This window comes from Pseudomonas sp. D3-10 (assembly GCF_051132175.1).
GTDB lineage: Bacteria > Pseudomonadota > Gammaproteobacteria > Pseudomonadales > Pseudomonadaceae > Aquipseudomonas.
Genome location: NZ_CP071668.1, coordinates 242,836 through 264,207, shown reverse-complemented (window position 1 = coordinate 264,207; position 21,372 = coordinate 242,836). Strand labels below are relative to the sequence as shown.

The 21,372-nt window shown below is 62.9% G+C and carries 14 protein-coding genes; 2 read left to right on the top strand and 12 right to left on the bottom strand.

Going from position 1 to position 21,372, the window contains the following annotated elements; all coding sequences use genetic code 11:
* Positions 1-16: 16 nt before the first annotated feature.
* Both J3P90_RS01125 and J3P90_RS01120 read right to left on the bottom strand, forming a co-directional pair.
* Positions 17-6,337: an Ig-like domain-containing protein gene (locus J3P90_RS01125; RefSeq protein WP_434675710.1), complete on the bottom strand. Its 6,321-nt coding sequence runs from the start codon at positions 6,335-6,337 to the stop codon at positions 17-19.
* 52 nt (positions 6,338-6,389) lie between these two features.
* Positions 6,390-7,235, bottom strand: a complete 846-nt coding sequence (locus J3P90_RS01120) for a sulfotransferase family protein (RefSeq protein WP_039592590.1) — start codon at positions 7,233-7,235, stop codon at positions 6,390-6,392.
* A gap of 301 nt (positions 7,236-7,536) precedes the next feature.
* Between J3P90_RS01120 and J3P90_RS01115 the strand changes: the two genes are divergently transcribed.
* Both J3P90_RS01115 and J3P90_RS01110 read left to right on the top strand, forming a co-directional pair.
* Entirely contained in the window at positions 7,537-8,124 is a 588-nt protein-coding gene (locus J3P90_RS01115) for a phage tail protein (RefSeq protein WP_434561280.1), read from the top strand.
* A 46-nt stretch (positions 8,125-8,170) separates the two neighbouring features.
* On the top strand, positions 8,171-8,482 hold the full coding sequence (locus J3P90_RS01110; protein ID WP_434675709.1) for a DUF6916 family protein: 312 nt from the start codon (positions 8,171-8,173) through the stop codon (positions 8,480-8,482).
* Between the two features lie 32 nt (positions 8,483-8,514).
* Here the strand turns inward: J3P90_RS01110 and J3P90_RS01105 are convergent, their stop codons facing one another.
* From J3P90_RS01105 to J3P90_RS01060, 10 genes are all read right to left on the bottom strand, one after another.
* Positions 8,515-9,006 carry a GNAT family N-acetyltransferase gene (locus tag J3P90_RS01105; protein ID WP_434675708.1) on the bottom strand — a complete coding sequence of 164 codons (492 nt, stop codon included), beginning with the start codon at positions 9,004-9,006 and terminating at the stop codon, positions 8,515-8,517.
* A 9-nt stretch (positions 9,007-9,015) separates the two neighbouring features.
* The gene (locus tag J3P90_RS01100) at positions 9,016-11,112 is read right to left on the bottom strand and encodes an HlyD family efflux transporter periplasmic adaptor subunit (RefSeq protein WP_434675707.1); all 2,097 of its coding nucleotides are present in this window, start codon (positions 11,110-11,112) and stop codon (positions 9,016-9,018) included.
* A gap of 1 nt (position 11,113) precedes the next feature.
* Entirely contained in the window at positions 11,114-12,433 is a 1,320-nt protein-coding gene (locus J3P90_RS01095; RefSeq protein WP_434675706.1) for an efflux RND transporter periplasmic adaptor subunit, read from the bottom strand.
* A complete protein-coding gene (locus tag J3P90_RS01090; RefSeq protein WP_434675705.1) occupies positions 12,430-13,206 on the bottom strand; it encodes an efflux RND transporter periplasmic adaptor subunit in 777 nt (258 codons plus the stop codon). Before J3P90_RS01090 ends, J3P90_RS01095 begins: the two co-directional genes overlap by 4 nt.
* 605 nt (positions 13,207-13,811) lie before the next feature.
* A complete protein-coding gene (locus J3P90_RS01085; RefSeq protein WP_434561290.1) occupies positions 13,812-14,678 on the bottom strand; it encodes an ABC transporter permease in 867 nt (288 codons plus the stop codon).
* A 12-nt stretch (positions 14,679-14,690) separates the two neighbouring features.
* The gene (locus tag J3P90_RS01080; RefSeq protein ID WP_434649344.1) at positions 14,691-15,551 is read right to left on the bottom strand and encodes an ABC transporter ATP-binding protein; all 861 of its coding nucleotides are present in this window, start codon (positions 15,549-15,551) and stop codon (positions 14,691-14,693) included.
* Positions 15,552-15,556: 5 nt separating this feature from the next.
* Positions 15,557-16,582, bottom strand: a complete 1,026-nt coding sequence (locus J3P90_RS01075; protein ID WP_434675704.1) for an ABC transporter substrate-binding protein — start codon at positions 16,580-16,582, stop codon at positions 15,557-15,559.
* 37 nt (positions 16,583-16,619) lie between these two features.
* Positions 16,620-17,522 (bottom strand): TauD/TfdA dioxygenase family protein, encoded by a 903-nt coding sequence (locus J3P90_RS01070; protein ID WP_434675703.1) that lies wholly within the window; start codon positions 17,520-17,522, stop codon positions 16,620-16,622.
* A gap of 322 nt (positions 17,523-17,844) precedes the next feature.
* A complete protein-coding gene (locus J3P90_RS01065) occupies positions 17,845-19,212 on the bottom strand; it encodes an HlyD family type I secretion periplasmic adaptor subunit (RefSeq protein WP_434675702.1) in 1,368 nt (455 codons plus the stop codon).
* Positions 19,202-21,358: a type I secretion system permease/ATPase gene (locus tag J3P90_RS01060; protein ID WP_434608434.1), complete on the bottom strand. Its 2,157-nt coding sequence runs from the start codon at positions 21,356-21,358 to the stop codon at positions 19,202-19,204. Before J3P90_RS01060 ends, J3P90_RS01065 begins: the two co-directional genes overlap by 11 nt.
* Between the last annotated feature and the right edge of the window lie 14 nt (positions 21,359-21,372).

The window sequence follows — 21,372 nt, the reverse complement described above, 5'->3', positions numbered from 1 at the left end:
ATTTTTTATGGAATTCTCAGGCCAGCGCTTGGCTGGTGCCGGCCTGTTTCAAAGCCGTCGCGAGGCTGTCCACCTGGCGTTGTTCTGTGTCTTTGAGCTGCTGCAACTGCTGGCCCAAGGTCGGAGCGCCAAACACGCCGCGCAGGCCTTGGGAGGCATCGCCCCCCGTTATCGACCGGTTCTCGAAGGCATCCAGCGACTCGCCATCGGAACCCGTGTCCTGGTTGAACAAACTAGAAATCGTGCTGCTGCCAAACACGCCGCCGTCGCCGCCGCCAAAACCCAGGAACCCTTGGCCCGAGCCGTCCCCGCCGGCGTCACTGCTGAAAACCTGGGCGATATAGCTGGGCGCCAACTCGCCACGGTTGATGAAGATATCCCCGATGGGCCGAAGACCACCGCCCACGTCCCGTTGCTCGAACAGCGGCGGGAAGCCCAGCGGCGAGCCCAAGTCGCCGGTTGGCGGGTTGAAAATGTTTGGTTGCAAGGGCACCTCGGACGACGGGATGGCCGTGACCGGATCCGAGATCAGGAACTCTGGCGGTGGCTTCACATCGTTGGCCACCACGGTGTCGATCGCATAGTTGTTGGACACCGACACGCTTGACCCGGCGTTGCCCGACAGATCGCTGACGTTGCTGGTATCCAGGGCGATAAAGTTGCTCGGGTCGGTGAGGTTCACCGACGGAGTGAAGGTCGCTGTCCAGGTCTTGCCGCCGTCGCTGCTGCTCAGGTTGCTCAGTTCGCCGTTGGTGACGCTCAGGTCCGACAGGTCGAAATCCGTCACCGCCTCGCTGAAAGTGAACGTGACCTGGGTCGTCTGGCCCACGCCCAGGCTCGGATTGGCCACCACGATGGTCGCGGTCGGCCGGGTGGCGTCGAGGGCGTAGTTGGCGGAGATGGCAATGCCGACACCGGCATTGCCGGCGCTGTCCTGCACGTTACTGGCATCCAGCAAGATCAAATTGGTGGCGTCGTTGATACCCGCCGTCGGCGTCAGGGTCGCCGTCCAGGTCAGGCCGCCGTCAACGCTGGCGAGGTTGGACAGCACGCCATTGGCGACGCTGAGGTCCGACAAGTCGAAGCCGGACACCGCCTCGGTGAAGCTGATGGTCACTGTCGTGGTCTGGCCAATGCCCAGGGACGTATCGCCCACCACGATGGTGGCGCCCGGACGCACGGTGTCGACCGCGTAGTTGTTGGAATTGACTATGCCGACGCCGTCATTGCCCGACACGTTTGACACACCGCTGGTGTCCAGGCTGATCAGGTTGCTGGTGTCAGTGACGTTGCTTGCCGGGGTAAACGTTGCCGTCCAGGTAACGCCGCCGTCGGTCGAGGACACATTGCTCAGCGTCCCGTTGCTGACGGTCAGGTCGCTGTTGTCGAAACCGCTCACCGCTTCAGAGAACGTGATCGTCACCAGTGACGTTTCGCCCACGCTCAGCGCTGGATCGGCCACCACGACGGTGGCGGTCGGCACGCGGGTCTCGACGGCGTAGTTGGCCGAATTGGTGGTACCGGTACCGGTGTTGCCGGCCCCATCGCTCACACCGGTGTTGTCGAGGACGATCAGGTTGGTGGTGTCGCTCACGCCCAGGGTCGGGGTAAACGTGGCAGTCCAGGTCAGGCCGCCGTCGCTGCTGCTCACGGCGCTCAAGGTGCCGTTGGCAACGCTCAGGTCATCATTGCTGAAGCCGCTCACCGCCTCGCTGAACGTTATGGTCACCTGGGCGGTTTCGCCCGGCCTCAATGATGAATCACTCAACACGACAGTGGCGGTAGGGCGCTGGGTATCGAGCGCGTAGTTGTTGGAGACGGTCGCGCCGACGTTGCCATTGCCCGCCAGATCGATGATGCCGCCGTTATTGAGGGAGATCACGTTGCTGCTGTCGTTGATCCCGTTGGTGGGCGTAAGGGTCGCGGTCCAGGTGATACCGCCGTCGCTGCTGCTCAGCCCGGAAATCGTACCGTTGGCGACCGTCAGATCCGCGGCGGTGAATGCGGTCACCGCCTCGCTGAAGGTGATGGTGACCAGCGACGTCTCGCCGGCACCGATGGCCGTGTCGGCCACGACAATGGTCGCGGTGGGTCGCACCGTATCCACCGCATAATTGTTTGAGTCGGTGGTGCCGACACCCGCGTTGCCCGCCACGTTGATCACGCCGGTGTTGTCCAGGGTGATTACGTTGGTGGTATCGGAAATGCTGACGCTCGGCGTGAACGTGGCTGTCCAGGTAACACCGCCGTCGACACTGCCGACGTTGCTCAGGGTGCCGTTGCTGACGGTCAGGTCACTGTTGTCGAAACCGCTCACCGCCGAGTTGAAGGTGATGGTCACGGTCGTGGTTTCGCCGATGCCGAGGGTGCTATCGGCAATCACGACGGTCGCTGTCGGCACGTTGGTATCGACTTGGTAATTGTTGGAACTGGTGGTGCCAGTGCCGCTGTTACCGGCCCCGTCCGCCACGCCGGTGTTGTTCAGGACGATTATGTTGGAGGTGTCGCTCACCCCAAGGGCCGGCGTGAAAGTAGCGGTCCAGGTGATGCCGCCATCGCTGCTGCTCACTGCGCTCAAGGTGCCGTTGGCCACGCTCAGGTCCGAATTGTCGAACCCGCTGACCGCTTCTGAGAAGGTGATCGTCACCAAGGAGGTTTCGCCGACGCTCAGCGCCGTATCGGCGATCACGATGGTGGCGGTCGGGCGCTGGGTGTCCACGGCGTAGTTGTTGGAATCGGTGGTGCCACTGCCAGTATTGCCAGCGCCATCCACCACGCCGGTATTGTTGAGGGTGATCAGATTGGTGGTGTCGGTGACGCCCGCCGATGGCGTGAACGTCGCCGTGTAGGTGATGTTGTCGCTGGTGCTCAGGCCACTCAGGCTGCCGTTGGTGACGCTCAGGTCGGCCAGGGTGAAACCGGTCACCGCTTCGCTGAAGGTAATCGTCACCACCGATGTTTCGCCAGCGCCAACGGCCGAGTCGGCGACCACGATGGTAGCGGTCGGGCGCGCGGTGTCGATGGCGTAGTTGTTGGAATCGGTGGTGCCGCTGCCTGTATTGCCCGCCGCGTCGGCGACGCCGGAGTTATCCAGGGTGATGAGGTTGCTGGTGTCGCTGATGCTGGCGGTTGGCGTCAGCGTCCCGGTCCAGGTGATGCCGCCGTCGCCGCTGCTCAGGCCGATAACCGTGCCGTTGGCGACCGTCAGGTCAGCGGCGGTAAAGCCTGTCACTGCTTCGTTGAAGGTGATGGTCACCAGAGACGTTTCGCCGACGCTCAGCGAGGTATCGCTGACAACGATGCTGGCGGTGGGACGCTGGGTATCAACGGCGTAGTTGTTGGAACTGGTGGTGCCGCTACCGGCATTGCCCGCCGCGTCCGACACACCGGTATTGGCCAGGACAATCAGGTTGGTCGCGTCGCTGATAGTGGCGCTCGGTGTGAGCGTCGCGGTCCAGGTGATGCCGCCATCGCTGCTGCTCAGTCCACTCAACGAGCCGTTGGCAACCGTCAGGTCCGCCAAGGTGAAGCCGGTAACGGGCTCGCTGAAGGTAATCGTCACCTGGGACGTTTCACCGATGTTCAGTGCGGTATCGGCCACCACGATGGAGGCGGTCGGGCGCTGTGTGTCGATGGCGTAGTTGTTCGAGTCGGTGGTGCCGCTGCCGATGTTGCCGGCCAGGTCGGAAATGCCACTGTTGGTCAGCGTGATCAGGTTGCTGGTGTCAGTGACACTGGCGCTCGGCGTCAGCGTTGCGGTCCAGGTAATGCCGCCGTCGCTGCTGCTCAACCCGGTGACCGCACCGTTGGCGACCGTCAGGTCGGCGCTGGTGAAACCGCTCACCGCCTCGCTGAAGGTGATGGTCACCAACGAGGTTTCGCCCGCGCTCAACGCGGTGTCGGCGACCACGATGGTGGCGGTCGGGCGTTGCGTGTCGATGGCGTAATTGTTGGAGTTGGTCGTCCCCACGCCGGCGTTGCCATTGAGGTCCGCCACGCCGGTGTTATTCAACACAACGAGATTGGAGGTATCGGTGACCGCCGCGTCCGGCGTCAACGTGGCCGTCCAGGTGATACCGCCGTCGCTGGTGCTCAGGCCGCTGAGCGAGCCATTGGCCACAGTCATGTCGGCCGTGGTAAAGCCGGAGACCGCCTCGGAGAAGGTGATGGTGACCGTCGACGTCTCGCCAATCCTGAGGGCCGTGTCGCTCACCACGATGGACGCCGTGGGCGCCACGGTGTCGTTGACCACGTAATTGTTCGAGTCGGTGGTGCCCACGCCGGTATTGCCCGCCAGGTCGGCCACTCCGGTATCGTTCAGGGTGATGATGTTGGTGGTGTCGGCGATGTTGCTGGCCGCCGTCAAGGTGCCGGTCCAGGTGATGCCGCCGTCGCCGCTGCTCAAGAGGCCAACGGTGCCGTTCTGCACCGTCAGGTCCGCCGCGGTGAGGCCCGTTACGGCCTCGGAGAAGGTGATGGTCACCGTCGTCGTGCCACCGGAGTTCAGGTTGGTATTGGCCACCACGACGGTCGCGGTAGGCGGTGTCTCATCCGGTACATAGTTGGTATTGATGGTGCCGCCGTCACCGTAGACGTTGGCCACCGATGCCGGTGAAACGCCGGCGCTGCCGGCACTCGTCCCACCCACACCACTGCCGCCGACGTTGCCCGCCAGGGCCGCGAAGTTGACGGCGGTGATCAGGATCGTGCCTTTGTTCCAGATGGCGCCAACACCAACGCCGCCCGCACCGCCCGCCTGCGTGTAACCCCCACCGGCGCCACCACCGCCACCGCCACCGCCGGCACCGACGTTGTTGGAGATAACCGAGTTGCCAATGACGCGCAGGGTCGCGCCGGTATCGTTATAGATACCCCCGACCGCGCCGCCACCTGCCCCACCGATGTCGTCATAACCGTCGCCACCGCCACCGCCACTGATGGACAAGCCACCGCTGCTGGCCGTGCCTCCGGCCGAACCGGTGCTGTAACCCGGATAGGCCGCACCGCCCGCACCACCCGTGGTGGAACCGCCACGCCCGCCAATGTTGAAGAAGCCGCCGCCCGCGCCACCCTGCCCGGCCGAGCCATTGGAACCCGTGGCGTTGAGCGTATCGCCGCCCTTGCCACCGATACCGCTACCGACCGCACCACCGCCACCACCGCCACCACCGGCGTATTGCGGCGTCACGCCACCGCCACCACCACCGCCAGACGCGGCGTTCGCGGTGACCGTGACGTTGCGCAGGGTCAGGGTGCCGGCGTTGTAGATACCACCGCCCTTGGACACCAGCGCATCGTCGCCGCCATTGCCGCCGTTACCCGCCGCCATGCCCCGAGTGATCACCAGCCCATCGAGGGTTGCCGTCGTGCCGGCCGTCACGTTGATGATCTGGGTCCGGTATTGGCCATCCAGGGTCACGTCGGCAACGTTGTCGTTGTTGAGATCGCCATCGATGGTGACGTTCTTGTTGACCACCAGCACCGACGTCAGCCCGACGGTCATGGTGTTATTGAACGTGACGATGTCGCCGTTCTGTGCGGAGGCCAGGGCCGCACGCAGGGAACCGACGCCGGTGTTGAGGTTGTTGGTGGCGGTCCAGGTGGCCAGGCCCCATTGGTACTCGCTCATGGCCTTGCTCGACAGCACGTTGGCGCTTTCGATGGTGCCGGTGGCGATTTCCAGGTTCCAGTCGCCGCCCAGGCCGGTGCGGTCGTCGGAAGCGGCCACGTCTCGGCCGGTGAGCTGCGCCAGCGAATTGACCAGGCTCATGCCGCGGTCGCCTTCGGCGGTGTAGCAGCCGTAGATCAGGATATCGCCGCCGGCGTTCATGTCCTGGCCGATCTGCGCCAGCACCTCGGCGCGGGCCTGGACGTTGTCCGCCGACAGGTAGCTGTTGCCCAGCCACAAGTCACCGGCGTTGCCGTGGGCGATGATCTGCACCGAGCTGACGCCCTGGTGCGTGTCCAGGTAATCGGCGATCTGTTGCAGGCCGTCCTTGGTGGCATCCAGTTGCACCACCTCGGTCCCGGGGGCCACGCCTTGCAGCAGGCTGCCAGCGTCCTTGACCCGTGAATCGACGAACACCACGGACTTGCCCGGGACGGCGGCCTCGGTGGCATCGGCCTGGCCTTGGGGAACATGGGTGTCGGAAGGCTGGTCCGCTGTGGGCGTCTTGGCCGCCTCGGCAGTCGGTTGCGCGTCCGATTGCGCCGCATCGGCCACGGTGGCCGCCACCGCGCCGTCGAACAGCATTCGCGGTTCCAGAGACATGATCATTGGCGATGCCAGGGGTTGCGTGCTCTCGGTTACCCGCGATTTGCCTTTGCTCCACCACATGACGATCACCTGGACTCGAACTTATTCAACACGCCAATGAAAAAAACCGCGATCAGCTGACCGCGGCGTCGGTTTTCATACGAATGACATTCGCCGCGCTGGCTGCGCCATCGCGCCAGAACGACAACTCGGCATACTTCTCGAACAGATCCGGCGGCAGCAAGGTCCGCCGGGCTTGCGGCGCAACCTTGGGCTTGACCTTGTGCAGGCCGGCGACGCCCAAGGCCTGGTCGAAGGCCGGCGCGTCGTAGGTCAAGTGATTGAAATCGTGCTCGAACCAAGGCTCGCCGATGAACTCATAGACCAGCCGCATGACCCGCTCGGGCGCCTGGCTCAACAGGTCGTAGTCAACGATCAGCAACGACTCGGCGTTCTCGCCGTAATAGGCTTCCTTGAGCGCTGTCCAGGCGAACCCCACCAGGCGATTGCGCTGGGCCAGGGTTTCGCAACGGCTGTAGACGGTGTTGCGCTCGTCATCGTCGTTGAACAGCTTGGTGTTCTCGAAGGGATTGGCGCGGTAGAGCCGCTCCAGGCTATCGAGGATCCAGGCGACGTTGCGCACGCAAGCGATGGTCTTGGCCTGGGGAAACAGGTCCTGCAAGGCCGGCAAGCGGGCGCACCATTGACGGTTGGTGTCGAAGATGACCGGTTTGTCGGCCTTGTCGGCGTAGTAGGAATCGAAGAGGCCACGCAACAGGCGACGGCGCAGATCAGTGTCGATCACCGAGCCGAATTCGCTGCCGGCGCTGCATTGCTGCAGGACGCTGCTGAACAGCGTACCGACGGGGCTGGTCATGCCGGCATGGAAGCGCGGATTCTGCAACAGGATGGCAGAAAGCAGGGTCGAGCCAGAGCGCGGTAAACCGGAAATAAAGTGAAACTGCGGCAATCCCTTCACCTTGTATTTAGTCCCTTCGTAGCCGAAGCGTAGCCGACAACAAAAATTTCGCCTAGTAGTGTTTTGCCATCAGGCGCGCCGAAAACTGTAAAGAAGATGGACGGTATCGAGGCGTCGAAAGGGTGAATCGGTTAAGCGGAACGAAGATTTTTTCACCCCCTCCGCCCGGCGAAATCAGACATCCCCGTCTACGCTCAGCCGTGCGTGACCAGGCCAGGGAACGAAGGAGTCGGGCTGATCGCACTCTTGTCCTTTTTGTGCCGGGCACCCGCAGACCAATAACCTGAGGGATGAGGAATCTATGGAAGTATTCATCGGCACGATCCAGCCATTCGCCTTCAACTTCGCACCCAGGGACTGGGCGCTGTGCAATGGGCAGACGCTGTCCCTTGCCCAATACCAGACCTTGTTCGCCTTGATCGGCGTGACGTACGGCGGCAACGGACAAACCACCTTCATGCTGCCCAACCTGCAGGGCCGCATGCCCGTCGGCCAAGGCGACGGATTGGGCCTGACTCCCCGGGTGATCGGCGAAGTCGCCGGCACGGAAAACGTCACCGCAACGCTGAACAACCTGCCCAACCACACCCATGCATTGACCGGCATTACCGCCGCCACCACCTTGCAACTGGCGAACCCGGCCAGCAATCCGGTGAACACGCCGACGCCCACAAATTCATTCATCGGCACCTCGGGCACCGGGCCCGGTTCGGCGGCGATCTATTCGGATCAACAGGGCGCTTCGCCAGTGCCGTTGCAAGGCGTCAGCACCACCGTCAGCGGCACGGTATCCCCCACCGGCGGCAACATGCCCATGGCAATCATGAACCCGTTCCTGGCCATCAACTTCAGCATCGCGCTGCAAGGTTATTTTCCATCCCGCAACTGACAATCCGCCGGAAGGCCTTGGCCTTCCGGCCTTTGGGAGCATCGACATGCTGCAACAGGTTCATAGCCGCCATTTCCAACCGCTGCTGGGCCAGACCGGCAGCCTGACCCTGCCTGACGGCAGATGCCTGCCGGTGCGTTTCGACACCCTGGACGAAGCACCCAGGACGAAAATGCCCAGCAGTGAACGCATGCCGTTCAGCGTTGAGTTCAACAGCCTGCAAAGCACAGACTTCGTCGAAGGGCTCTGCGCACTGGAGGTGCCGGAACTGGGAAGGCTCGAAGGGGTTTTCGTATCGCGAATACCACCGATGGGGCGGGATCCGTCGGTGGGTTATTTCTACATCGCGTTCAACTGACGGGACTCGCTCCCACACGCAAATAGCGCCGCTCAGTTTCCTTTCGGATACCACACCAATCGCTCTGCCGCCGGGTTGCGCTCTTGTACCTCAAAACCCAGCGCCAGGTAATGTTGGCGAGCATGCGGGTTGCTGGCCCAGACCACGGTCGCCACCGGGCAACGGATCTGTTGCGCCGCCTTCTGCACCCCTTGCAATACCGCTCGGCCATAACCTTGCCCACGGGCCTGTGGAATGAAGGCCAGGTAGAGCACGCGAATTTCATTGGGGCCGAAATCCGTACTCAAGGCCCCGATGGCGCTGCCGAGTTTTTCCACGACGTAATGCATGGCGTTGGGGAAGTTCTCGCCCAGCCCTTGCTCCTGCACCTGGAACTGTTGCGCGATGATTTGCTGCACCTGCTCATGCTCGCCGTCGATCCATTGCAGATCCGGTCGCGCCGCCTGATACAGGCCCTGCAAGAACGGACCATCGTTGACCCGTGATGGACGCACCACCAACCCTTCTGCCGCCACTGAATCCATGCCCGCTCCCTAGAACCCGCTTTCCCTGACACCCAACGCCGCCACCCGACGCCAGGCCGCTCCCAATACCGATTCACCCTGCCCCTGCAACACCACCACGCCACGCAACGGCTGGGCCGGGGCAGGCGTCCCGTCGAGGGCGCTCAAGCGAACCCCATACTGCGCCTGCACCGGCTCGGCTCGCTGTTGCGAATCACGGCGCACGGCGATGGGGCCGTGGTGGTCGGACGTCAACGCCTGTTGCTCGACCCAGGCTACGCCGTTGGCGTCGATTTCGTTGAGCTGCACCGCAATCGAGGCGTGCATCGGATCGTCAGCAATAAACCGTCCCGTGGCACCCGGCGCGACCCTCCAGAGCTCGGCTTCGGTGAGGTAGCCGCGCAAGCGTGAGTCATCCTGCACCACTCGAGCCAGGGGTTGGGTGGGCGACAGCCAGCGCCCGGCTTGCAGATCCGTCAGCAGGTCGCGTACTTGTCCGGCGTGGGGCGCGCGCAACAACAGGCGCTCACGCTGAGCGACCAGGCCCCGGTATTCGGCCACTGCTTCGGCCAGTTGCTGTTCGACGATACCGGCATCGGCGGCGGTTTCGCTGCGGCCGGCCTGGCGGCGCATCTGCAACTGTTGGATCTGGATTTCCCGGCGCACGATGGCCAGGCGCGACGCCATGTCCGGCGACTCCAGCTCGATCAACACATCGCCCTGGGCCACAACCTGGCCGTCATGGACATTGACCTGCTTGACCCGCGCCGCCACCGGCGCATGCAAGGCGCTGGCACGGCCGGCTTCCAGCATGGTCGGGACCTCCACCGCGCTGCGCCAAGGCAACAGCAGGACCAGCAGCAACACCAGCAGCACCAAGCCAGTCAGCAACACACGAGGGCGATGAGCCTGCTCGCGGCGGTTCCACCATTGCCGTCCTTCACTCACGATAGGCATGAAAATGAACCAGACCAATTCCACCATCATCAGGAAAATGCCCAGCACCTTGAAGAACAGGTGATAGACCGCCAGGGCGATACCGAGGAACAACGCCGCGCGCCACAGCCAGGCGCCATAGCCCCACACCAACAAGCGCCGGCGCATCTTCGGCGACCATGGCTCCGGCGCCGCCGCGCCATAACCGAACAAGGCTTCGCGCAGGCGCCAGCGACACAAGGCGAATGCGCGGCCCTGGAGGTTATCCACCGCCCAAAAATCGCTGAGCAGGAAATACCCGTCGAAGCGCATGAAGGGATTGAGGTTGATGATCAGTGTGGTGATCCAGGTGGCGCTGGCAAGCATGAACGCCGCGGTGCGCGCCGGGCCATCGGGCAGCAGCGACCAGGCCAGCAAAGCGATGCAGGCCAGCAGCAATTCGGCGAGCACGCCGCCCGCGCCGATCAACAGCCGGGCCCGTCGATCCCTGATCCGCCAGGCGTCGCTGACGTCGGTATAAAACATCGGCAACAGCACCATGAATGCCACACCCATGCTCTGCACCCGGCAACCGGCGCGCTTGGCCATGAAGGCGTGACCGAATTCGTGGCACAACTTGGCAAAGAACAACGCCACGCCGAATGCCAGCGCGCCCCCCAGGCTGAACAGGTGTGGAAAGGTCGCCAGAAACCGCTGCCAGTCCCTGGACACCAGGAAAATGCCCAGGCCCAGGGTCAGCGGTATTCCATAACGCAGCACGCCAGGGCCGAACCGCGCGAGCCAAGGCCAGGCGCGATTGAGAAACGCATCCGGACGCCACAGCGGTATGCGGAAAAACAGGTATTGATGCAGCAGGATCTGCCACACGCTCTGGCGCTGGGAAGCCGTCTTGTACTGATAGCTGTCACGTTGTTGCGGGTCCATGGCGCTGATCAGGTCATGTCCGCGCAAGAAGCCCAGCAACTGCTCCAGCGATTCGTCATTGAGCGGCAGGCCCGGCTCGCGGTTGGCCGCCTGCAGCACTTGTTCCGGATCGCCCAGGGACCAGTGTCGCAGCATGCGCATGGCCGCCGCGCCCAACTTGAAATAGCGGCCGCGTACCGGGTCGGCCAGCGTCCATTGGGGTGAGCCGTCCGGGTCGGGGGCGGCCGCGGACAGTTGCAGATCGGCCCGCAAGCTCGGCAGGACCACGCTACAAGCCCACGCTCTGGCGCAGACCTGCCAGTGGCCGACGCAACAGGTACAACGCCAGCGGCGCGCGATCGCCGAAAATCTTCGCCGTGCCCCGCAGGCCGATGCGCGGCGCCGTGGCATCGAATCGCGCATCCAACCGATAGGCCAACTGTCCGGCGGCGGTAGGTTGCGCTTCGTAGGCCGAACGCTCAAGCCGGGCCAGGTGCCGTTGCAACGGATCGCTGTCGAGAAACAACGCCACCTGCGCGCCCGGCTCCAGAGCAATCGCATCGCCCACCGCCAACTCGATACGCAACTCGGCCTGGTTCGGATCGGCAATTTCCATCAGCCGCTCGCCGGTCTGCACGGGCTTGCCGAGCCAGCGCTCGGCGTCGGCGAATACCGCGATGCCGTCACGCTCGGCGCGGACTTCGCTGCGCTTGAGCAACTCCATCGCGTAGTCGCGCTCGGCGCGTTTCTGCTCGACGCGAGCCGCCAGCAAGGCGATCTTCGAACTGGACTCGGCGTCGGCAAACGAGCGCTGGGAATTGGCCTTGAGCTCCGCCTCGGCCACGCCCAACGCGCGCTCGGCCACATCGGCCTGGGCCTTGAGGGTGGTGCTTTCGAAGCGCAGCAACAGGTCCCCGCTTTTGACGGTCTGGTTGGGCTTGACCCGGAATTCGGCGATTACGCCATCCAACGGCGCCGCCACCACCTGCCCGCCCAACGGCACCACTTCAGCGGGGGCCAATACGGACTGGCGCACCGGAATCAGCAAGCCCAGCAGCAATACCGCCACCAACGCGACCTGGCGTTTGCGCGTCCAGCGCAGGCGCCACGGCTTGCGAGGTTGCAGCGCCAGCCACGCATGGCTGTAGGTGTCGCCCAGCTGCGACAGCAGCACTTGTTCCGGCGCCGTCCAGGGAAGGTCGCGGGCCAGCCACAAGCCACCGAAAACCTGGCCTTGATGATCGATCAATGGCAGCCAGAACACGTGCCCGGCCGACAGGCTTCGCCAATCCGCCTGGACCGATTCGCTCACCTCGTCAGGGGCAATGACCCGCGCCTTGTCCAGCGTCCCCTTTTTGAACAATTGCGCGACTGCTTGCTCGACAAACGCCACGAACGGCGCGTTCGGCTCGACGGCGCTGACGCCGGTCACGGCTTGCACTTTACCGGCGATCAATAGCGCGGCATGACGAAAGCCGAACAGGGCCTGGCCATCGTTGACCAAGCTGTAGCTCAGCTGCTCCGGGGTACGCGCGGCCCTCGTCTGGCGCTCCAGGTCGAGGAAGCGGGCAAACACTTGCTCGGCGCTGCCCGAAACCGGCGCGTTCACTTCGACTCCGAGAAGCGCGCCGTACCGCTCATACCGGACAGCAGGCCGCTGGCATCCGGAACACTCGCCACCAGCAACAGCGTCTGGCTGCCCTCGTCGATGCGCGCGCCCAGGCGCTTGACCGTCGCTTGCAGCGGCTGGCCAGTTTCATCGGGAACAAAGGTAAAGGGCTGGCCGGGCTTGAGCTTGCCCATCCAACGCGAGGGAATCAGCAGGTGAATTTCCAGCGTGCGGTTGTCCACGATGTCTAGCAACGGCGCTCCGGCCGCGACGCTTTCATAACGCTGGACCTTGCGCGCCACCACCCGCCCGTCGAACGGCGCGATAACGCTGCAGCGCTTGACCTGCACTTGATAAACCTGGGACTGCGCCTGGGCCTCGCTGAGCCGGGCCTCGGCCCGCGACACCTCGAAACGCCCGACGGATTTCAACGCGGCGAGCTGCCGATTGTGGGCCAGCTCTTCACTGGCGCCCCGGCTCGCCGCCTGGGCCGCGTTGAGCTGGGCCTGATAGGCCGAGCAATCGAAACGCGCCAAGGTGTCGCCCTTCTTGAACGACTCACCCTCACTGAACGGCAACTCGACAATCCGCCCGGCCAACTCGCTGGCGAGCACGGCTTGATCCCGCGCCCGAAGCACTCCTCGCGCCTCGCTGCTCGACGCACTGGCGGAGATGTTGCCCTCCAGCAACGGATCGTCGGAAGCCGGCGTCTGCGCCTGAACCCCGCACGTTATGAAGGCCAATCCCACAACCCAACTGCACAAACGTCGCATGACCGTTACTCCCTGACGGATGGGCGGAGTCTACGACAGCGGTGGAGAGCGTCAAGGAGGAACCGTGAGAGGTATGAAATCTGCTGGTCATGCGCGCACTGTGGCGAGGGGATCTATCCCCGTTGGGCTGCGCAGCAGACCTAAATGGTTGAAGACCAACAGCCTGACACACCGAGATAACTGTTTTCAGGGCCGCTTCGCGTCCCATCGGGGATGAATCCCCTCGCCACGGGTTAAGTAACATCAGCACTGATAGCGTTGGCCTTACACTTTCTTCTACTTAGGATGCCCCCACTCAACCCCATACGCAGAGATTAAATTCTCTGGCCGTTGGGGTGAAAACACCGGCTTCGGCCGGTTTTTTCGTTTCTGGGGATTGAGAACAACCCTGAACTGAACGCACTTCCTGTGGCGAGAGAGCAAGCCTGCCCGCGATGACGTCAGCCCAGACAACCCCAAACCCGTGGCGAGGGAGCTTGCTCCCGCTGGCCTGCGCAGCAGGCCCCCAACATTCCTTCAGGCAAACCGCATGGCCCGGTTTTGCTGCGCAGCCGAGCGGGAGCGAGCTCCCTCGCCACGGGTTCGGAGGATGACTTCAGAACGGTTCAACGCTGCATCCCCCAACGCTTCACCGTCACCCGCTCCAGACTGTCGAACACCAGGTTCTCGACGAGCAGCCCGATCAGGATCACCACCGCCAAACCGGCAAACACCTTGTCGGTGTACAGCTCGTTGCGGTTCTGGAAGATGTACCAGCCCAAACCGCCCTTGCCGCTCGTGGCGCCGAACACCAGTTCGGCAGCGATAAGGGTTCGCCAGGCGAAGGCCCAGCCGATCTTCAGCCCGGCGAGGATCGACGGCAACGCGGCCGGGATGAGGATGAACAGCACAAAGCGCAGGCCCTTGAGCCCGTAGTTGCGCCCGGCCATGCGCAGCGTTTCGGACACGCCCAGAAAACCCGCATACATGTTCAATGCCAGCGCCCACAGCACTGAATGCACCAGCACGAAAATCAGGCTGTTCTGTCCCAGGCCGAACCACAACAGCGCCAATGGCAACAGGGCGATGGCTGGCAGTGGATTGAACATCGACGTCAACGTGCTGAGCAGGTCGCGGCCCAACTGCGTCGATACCGCCAAAGTGGTCAAGCCAAACGCCAGGATGATGCCCAGCAGATAACCCTTGAGCAGCACCACCAGGGAAATCCACACCTTGCCCAGCAGCTCGCCGCTGAGCAAACCGTCGTACAACGCGTTGGCGGTTTGCAGGAAGCTCGGCAGCAGCAAATCGTTGTTCTGGTAACGCGCCACGCCCTCCCACAGCACCGCCAGCACTATCAGAATCACACTTTTACGCAGCCAACCCTGTTGCCACAGGCGCTGGCCCAAGGGCAACTCCCGCTCCAGCGGCACGTGGGTCAGCGGTTGCAGATCGACTTCGTATTCTTCGCGCACTGGCAATAACTGGCTCATCAAACGCTTTCCTCAATACGCGATACGGATATCGGCAAACCCCAGCTCACGCTCGGCGTCCGGCGACTGGCCTTGCTCGAACAGCAACGAATGAATCCGCCGGGCCGTGTGCTGGAAACCCACGCCGCCAAGGCTGTGCAGATCGTATTGATGGCTGTGGATTTCCGCCCGGACCCGTCCCGGGTGCGGCGACAACAGCAGAATACGATTGCCCACCACCAGCGCCTCCTCGATGGAGTGAGTGACGAACAGCAGGGTGAAACGCACCTCCTCCCAGAGCAGCAACAATTCTTCCTGCATTTTGCGCCGGGTCAGGGCATCGAGTGCGGCGAAGGGCTCGTCCATCAACAGGATTTTCGGCTGCATCGCCAGCGCCCGGGCAATCGCGACACGGGCCTTCATGCCCCCCGACAAGGTGTGGGGGTAGGCATCGGCAAACGCCGCCAGCCCCACTTTGTCGAGGTAGTGCAGCGCCCGCTCTTCGGCTTCGCGACGCTTGAGCGTGCCCGACGCCAGCAGCGCGAACATCACGTTCTGCTTGACGGTTTTCCAGGGCGGCAGTTGGTCGAACTCCTGGAACACGACGATCCGGTCCGGACCCGGCGCGTTGACGGTTTGGCCTTGCAATCGGATCTCGCCTTCACTCGGCGCGATGAAACCGCCGATGGCCTTGAGCAGCGTGGACTTGCCGCACCCGGACGGGCCGAGCAGTACAAAACGGTCCGCCGGATCGACTTCGAAACTGACTTGATGGGTAGCCCGCACCACACGCTGCGGGGTGCGGTATTCCAGGCTGACGTTGTCCACCGCCAGCAACGCGGTGTCGGTGCGGGTGGCGTTGCTGGCCGCGTGGCCTTGCAATGGCGCGTTCATGACGATCAGCTCCCCTGCAACGGTTTTGCGTCCTGGAAGAAATAATCTTCCCAGGAGGCCGGTTTGTTCTTGATCGCACCGACGCGGTAGAGGAACTCAGCCAATGGGTAAGTGTTCTTCGGCGTGACGGTGAATTCGATCTGGGGGTTTTCGATGATCTTGAGCAAGGTCGCGCGGTCAATCTTGGCCTTTGTCACCCGCAGGTAAGTGTCCGCCGCCGCGCCTTTGTCATTCTGGGCAAACTCGGCGGCCTCGGTCAGGGCCTCGATGAACGCCTTGTACGTCTTCGGGTTTTCATCACGGAATTTTTCGGTGGCGAACAGTACGGTGGGCGAGTTCGGCCCGAGCACGTCATAGGAATTGAGTACGACGTGGACGTTGGGGTTTTGCAGGGCCTGATCCTGGAACGGCGGGTTGGAAAAGTGCCCGGTCAACTCGGTGCCGCCGGCAATCAGCGCGGCCGTGGCGTCCGGGTGCGGGACGGCCAGGGTGTACTTGTCGAGACGATTGAAATCCTTGTCGCCCCACTGCTTGGCGGCGGCCAGTTGCAAGAACCGCGATTGCACCGACACGCCCACCGCCGGCACCGCGATGCGGTCCTTCTCGGTGAAGTCAGCGATGGTCTTGACGGTCGGGTTGTTGCTCAGCAGGTAATAGGGGAAATTGCCCAAGGATGCCACGGCCTTGACGTTCTGCTTGCCACGGGTGCGGTCCCAGACCGTCAACAACGGCCCGACACCGGCCCCGGCAATGTCGATGGAGCCCGACAACAACGCATCGTTGACCGCCGCACCGCCCGATAGTTGGGTCCAGTCGACCTTGATATCGATGCCCTCCTCCTTACCGTGTTTCTCGATCAGTTGCTGGTCGCGAACCACGTTCAACAACAAGTAAACGATGCCGAACTGCTCGGCGATGCGAATCTCGCCTTCGGCGTGGGCGCTGGCCGGCGCGATCAGGCTGCCGGCGAGCAGGCTGAACCCCAGGCCGATAGCTGCGGCCAACGGTGCAAAAACAAGGCGTTTGGACATGGTGATTCTCCGGGCAATTTGCGCGCTGCGCAGCCGATCAGAAAGGGGCGTCGCCCTGGATGGTGGTGCGGTACAGCTTGCGACGCAGATGGCTCGGGCAACCGGCTGCCAAGTGGATCAGCGAGCGGTTGTCCCAGAACACCAGGTCGTGGGGCTGCCATTGATGGCGATAGATGTTCTGGGGCAGCACGCTGTGGGCATACAGCTGCGTCAGGATTGCGGTGCTTTCATCCTCTGGCAAACCAACGATGCGGGTGGTGAAGCCCTCGCTGACGAACAACGCTTTACGCCCGGTTTCCGGGTGGGTGCGGACGATTGGATGCACCACTTCGGCCACCTGGGCCAGTTGCTCTGGCGTCAACGTCGGGCGCCAGTTGCCTTCGAATTTGGTCTCGCTGTAGCGCGCCGTGTAGGAATGCGCCGCCGAACGGCCCTCGACCGCCTTCCGCAGCGTTTCGGGCAAACCGTCCCAGGCCTTGTGCATGTCAGCGAATAGCGTATCGCCGCCTTCGCTCGGCAGCTCCTGGGCATGGAGCATCGAGCCGAGGCTGGGCAATTGCTTATAGGAAAGGTCCGAATGCCAGAACTTGCCGGCGTCCCCAAGGCCGACGGATTGACCGTTTTCGATGATGTTGGAAACGATGAGGATTTCCGGATGCCCGGCGAGCAGGAACTGCTTGAGCACATGGATCTGCAGCACGCCAAAACGACGGCTGAAGGCGATGTGCTGTTCGGGGGTGATGCGTTGGTCGCGCAACACCACCACCTGATAGTCGAGGTGGGCGCGGTGGATGCGAGCGAAATCCTGGTCGTCGATGGGCCGGGACAGGTCCAGGCCGATAATCTCGGCGCCTACGGCATCGGGGAATGGGCGGATCTCGAACGACTGCGGCGCGATGTTCGCGGCATTTGAATCTGGAGAAAAAGAGACGGCTGACATACATCACTCCCACGCACGGCGCGCTTCAATGGCGCGCAATCGATCAAAACTCACGGCGTTACCGTGTTGGTTTGTGTCGTGCGGCGCGCCGATTGGTCGGCAGGTACGCAGGGGGATGACTTTAAAGATATAAGAGCGTTAGTTTAAATATTAAAAACGCATAATCATATGGCCGAACCGACGGTCTGGAAACGACGCCCGTGGCGAGGGAGCTTGCTCCCGCTTGAGTGCGCGGCGCTGGTCGCTTTTCATGGGGCCGCTGCGCGACCCAGCGGGAGCAAGCTCCCTCGCCACAAAAGCACCGAGTCACAGCTCGATTAATTTACCGCTCGTGCAAAGCCTCGGCCCGGGCTTTGACGATCGGCTTGAGCAGGTAGCTCAGCACGGTCTTCTTGCCGGTGATGATGTCCACTGACGCCACCATCCCCGGGATGATCAGCAACGGCTTTTCAGACGTGCCCAGGTGGCTACGCTCGGTGCGCAGCTTGATGATGTAGTAAGTGCTTTTCTTGTCTTCATCGGTGATGGTGTCGGCGCCGATCTGTTCCAGCTTGGCTTTCAGCCCGCCATAGATGGTGTAGTCGTAAGCCGTGAATTTCACCGTGGCGTCCTGGCCGGGGTGCAGGAAGGCGATGTCCTGGGGACGGATTTTCGCCTCCACCAGGATGGTGTCGTCCAGCGGCACGATCTCCACCAGGTCGCTACCCGGCTGGATCACGCCACCGATGGTGTTCACCAGCATTTTGTTGACGATGCCGCGCACCGGCGACGTCACCAGAGTCCGGCTCACGCGGTCTTCCAGGGCCTTGCCGGTGGCCTGGGCCTTGTTCAGGTCGGTGCGCGCTTCGTTGAGTTGGGTCAAGGCTTCGCTGCGGAATTTACCGCGGGTCTCGTCGATCTTGCGCTGCACTTCCTTGATGGCCGACTCGGCGCGAGGAATCGCCAGCGTCGTGGCGTCCAGTTGCCCGCGGGTCTCGACTTCGGCGCGCTTGAGCCGCAGCACCTCCACCGGCGACACCGCGCCTTGGGCCACCAGCGGCTCGGACATGTTGATTTCCTGGCGTTGCAGCGCCAGGCCGGAGCGGTACTGCGCCTGCTTGGACACGAACTCGCGCAGCTCCTGCTGGCGCTGGATCAACTGCTCCTGCAAGCCACCGATCTCATCGTGCAGTTGCTGGCGACGGCTGATGTACAACGACTCTTCGCTGGCGGCCTGGCCCGGTACGGCCTCGAGCACATCGGCCGGAAAATTCAGCGGTCTATCTTCAACCTCGGCGCTCAGGCGCTCGACCCGCAGCAGCATCGACAGGCGATCGGCCTCGGTTTCCCCGACATTGGAGACAAACCGCGTGTCGTCCAGGCGAATCAGCGGCGCGCCAGCCTCGACGATCTGCCCTTCCTTGATGAACAGCTCAGCGACGATGCCACCTTCCAGGTTCTGGATCTTCTGGATCTTGGACGATGGGATTGCCTTGCCGTCGCCCTTGGTCACTTCGTCGATCTCAGCGAAGTTGGCCCACAGCACCAAGAACACAAAGAAGCCGATGATGCCCCAGATCGTCAGGCGCACCACTCGCGGGGCGTCCTCGATCAGTGCCTTGTTGACCTCGGGCAGCGGTTGGCCATGCAGCGAGTCGGAACCCTTGAAATAGCGGCCCACAGCGCCCTTCAAACCTGATTTAAGCAACACTGATCTGCCCCTTTTTCAACGCTTCCATCACGGCGGCCTTGGGACCGTCGGCGAGGATCTGCCCTCGGTCGACCACCAACAGGCGATCCACCAGCGACAGCAACGACGCCCGGTGCGTCACCAACAGCACCGTCTTGTTTTCCACCACGGCGGCCAAGCGCTGCTTCAAGCGTTCTTCGCCGGTGTTGTCCATGGCGCTGGTAGGTTCGTCCAGCAACAGGATGGGCGGATTGAGTAGCAACGCGCGAGCCAGGGCGACGTTCTGGCGCTGGCCGCCGGACAGGTTCTGTCCCCGCTCGCCCACTTGCAGCTCGTAGCCTTGCGGATGCAGGCGTGCGAACTCGTGTACGCCTGCCAGTTCCGCAGCCTGGAGCACCAATTCGTCTTCGACGTAACGGGCGCCGGAGGTCAGGTTGTCGCGCAGGGTGCCGGCCAACAACTGGATGTCCTGGGGCACATAGCCAATGTTGTAACGCAGCTCGCTGACGTCGATCTGGCGAATGTCCACGCCGTCCACCAGCAACGCGCCGTCGTCAGGCTGGTACAGACCCACCAGCAACTTGGCGAGCGAGCTTTTGCCCGAGCCACTGCGGCCGATGATGCCAATCTTTTCGCCCGGCTTGATCACCAGGTTGATGTTCTTCAACGCGGGGTTCTGCTGGTTCGGGTAGGTGAAATTCAACTGCCGGCATTCAACTGCACCCTGCAAGACCTTGCGGCTAAGCGGACGCTCTTCGAAATTGCGTTCCTGGGGCAGCTCCATCATTTGATCGACAGACGTCATGGTCACCCGCGCCTGCTGGTAACGGGTCAACAAGCCCGACAGCGACGCCAATGGGCTCAGGGCACGACCGCTGAGCATGTAGCAAGCGATCAACCCGCCCATGCTCAGGTTGCCGGCGATGATCTGGTAGACACCGAAGACGATCATGATCACCCCGGCCAGCTGCTGGATCAGCAAGGTGATGTTCATCGCCAGGCCGGACAGCATTTTCACCCGCAGTTCGAGACGGCCCAGGGTGCCGATGGTTTGTTCCCACTGATATTGCCGCTCACTCTCGGCGTTGTTGACCTTCACCGCATCCAGGCCGGCGAGGGTTTCGATCAGGCTGGATTGACGCTCGGCGCCCAAGGCCATGGTGCGCTCCATGGTCGCGACCAGAGGCTTTTGCAACGCATAACCGATCAGCAAGGCAATCGGGAACGCCAGCACCGGAATCCACACCAGATGCCCACCGAGGATCGCGATGACCATGAAGATCAGCAGGGTGAACGGCAGGTCGATCAGGCTGGTGAGGGTCAGCGAGGCAAGGAAATCCCGCAGGCTCTGGAACTCATGAATATTCTGGGCAAAGCTGCCCACCCGCGCAGGGCGGTATTTCATGGCCATGCCGACGATGCGCTCGAACAGCGTCGCCGAAATGATCAAGTCGGTTTTCTTGCCCGCCAAATCCAGGCACAAGCTGCGCAGCATTTTCAGGATCAGGTCGAACACATAGGCGCCGGTGATCCCGACGGCGAGTACCCACAGCGTCGACTCGGCCTGGTTCGGCACCACGCGATCGTAGACGTTCATCACGAACAGCGGAGCGGCCATGGCGATGATGTTGATCAACAGGCTGGCGGCGATGGCGTCGGCGTACAGCCAGCGGGAACGCTTGAGCGTGTCGCGAAACCAGGATCGCGCGCGGGGAATGAGCGTGCCGTGGTTGACGTCAAATTTATGCTGCGGTTGGGCGAAAAAAACTTTGCCGCTGTAGTCGTCGGCAAGCAGCTCATGGCTCACCGTGACTTCGCCGCCTTCGCTTTCGCTGAGCAGCAAGCGCGCCTGGCCGTCCCCGGCCCAGCCCAGCAGCACGGCGCTGCGGCCTTCCTTAAGCAGCAACAGGGCGGGCATTGCAATGGCGGGGATTTGTTCAAGCTTGCGCTGCAGCACCCGGCCTTGCAGACCGGCACGGGCCGCCGCACGCGACAATAATTCGACGCTCAGCCGTTGCTTGGGCAACGGCAGGCCGGTGGTGAGCATCGCCGCGCTGGCAGGCTTCTGATGCAGCATGCAAAGCGCCAGCAAACCATCCAACAATGGGTCGTCGTGCAGCGTGCGCGGGTCATGAACTAGTTCGACTGGACTGACTTCTGATTCCACGCTCGGCACTCTGA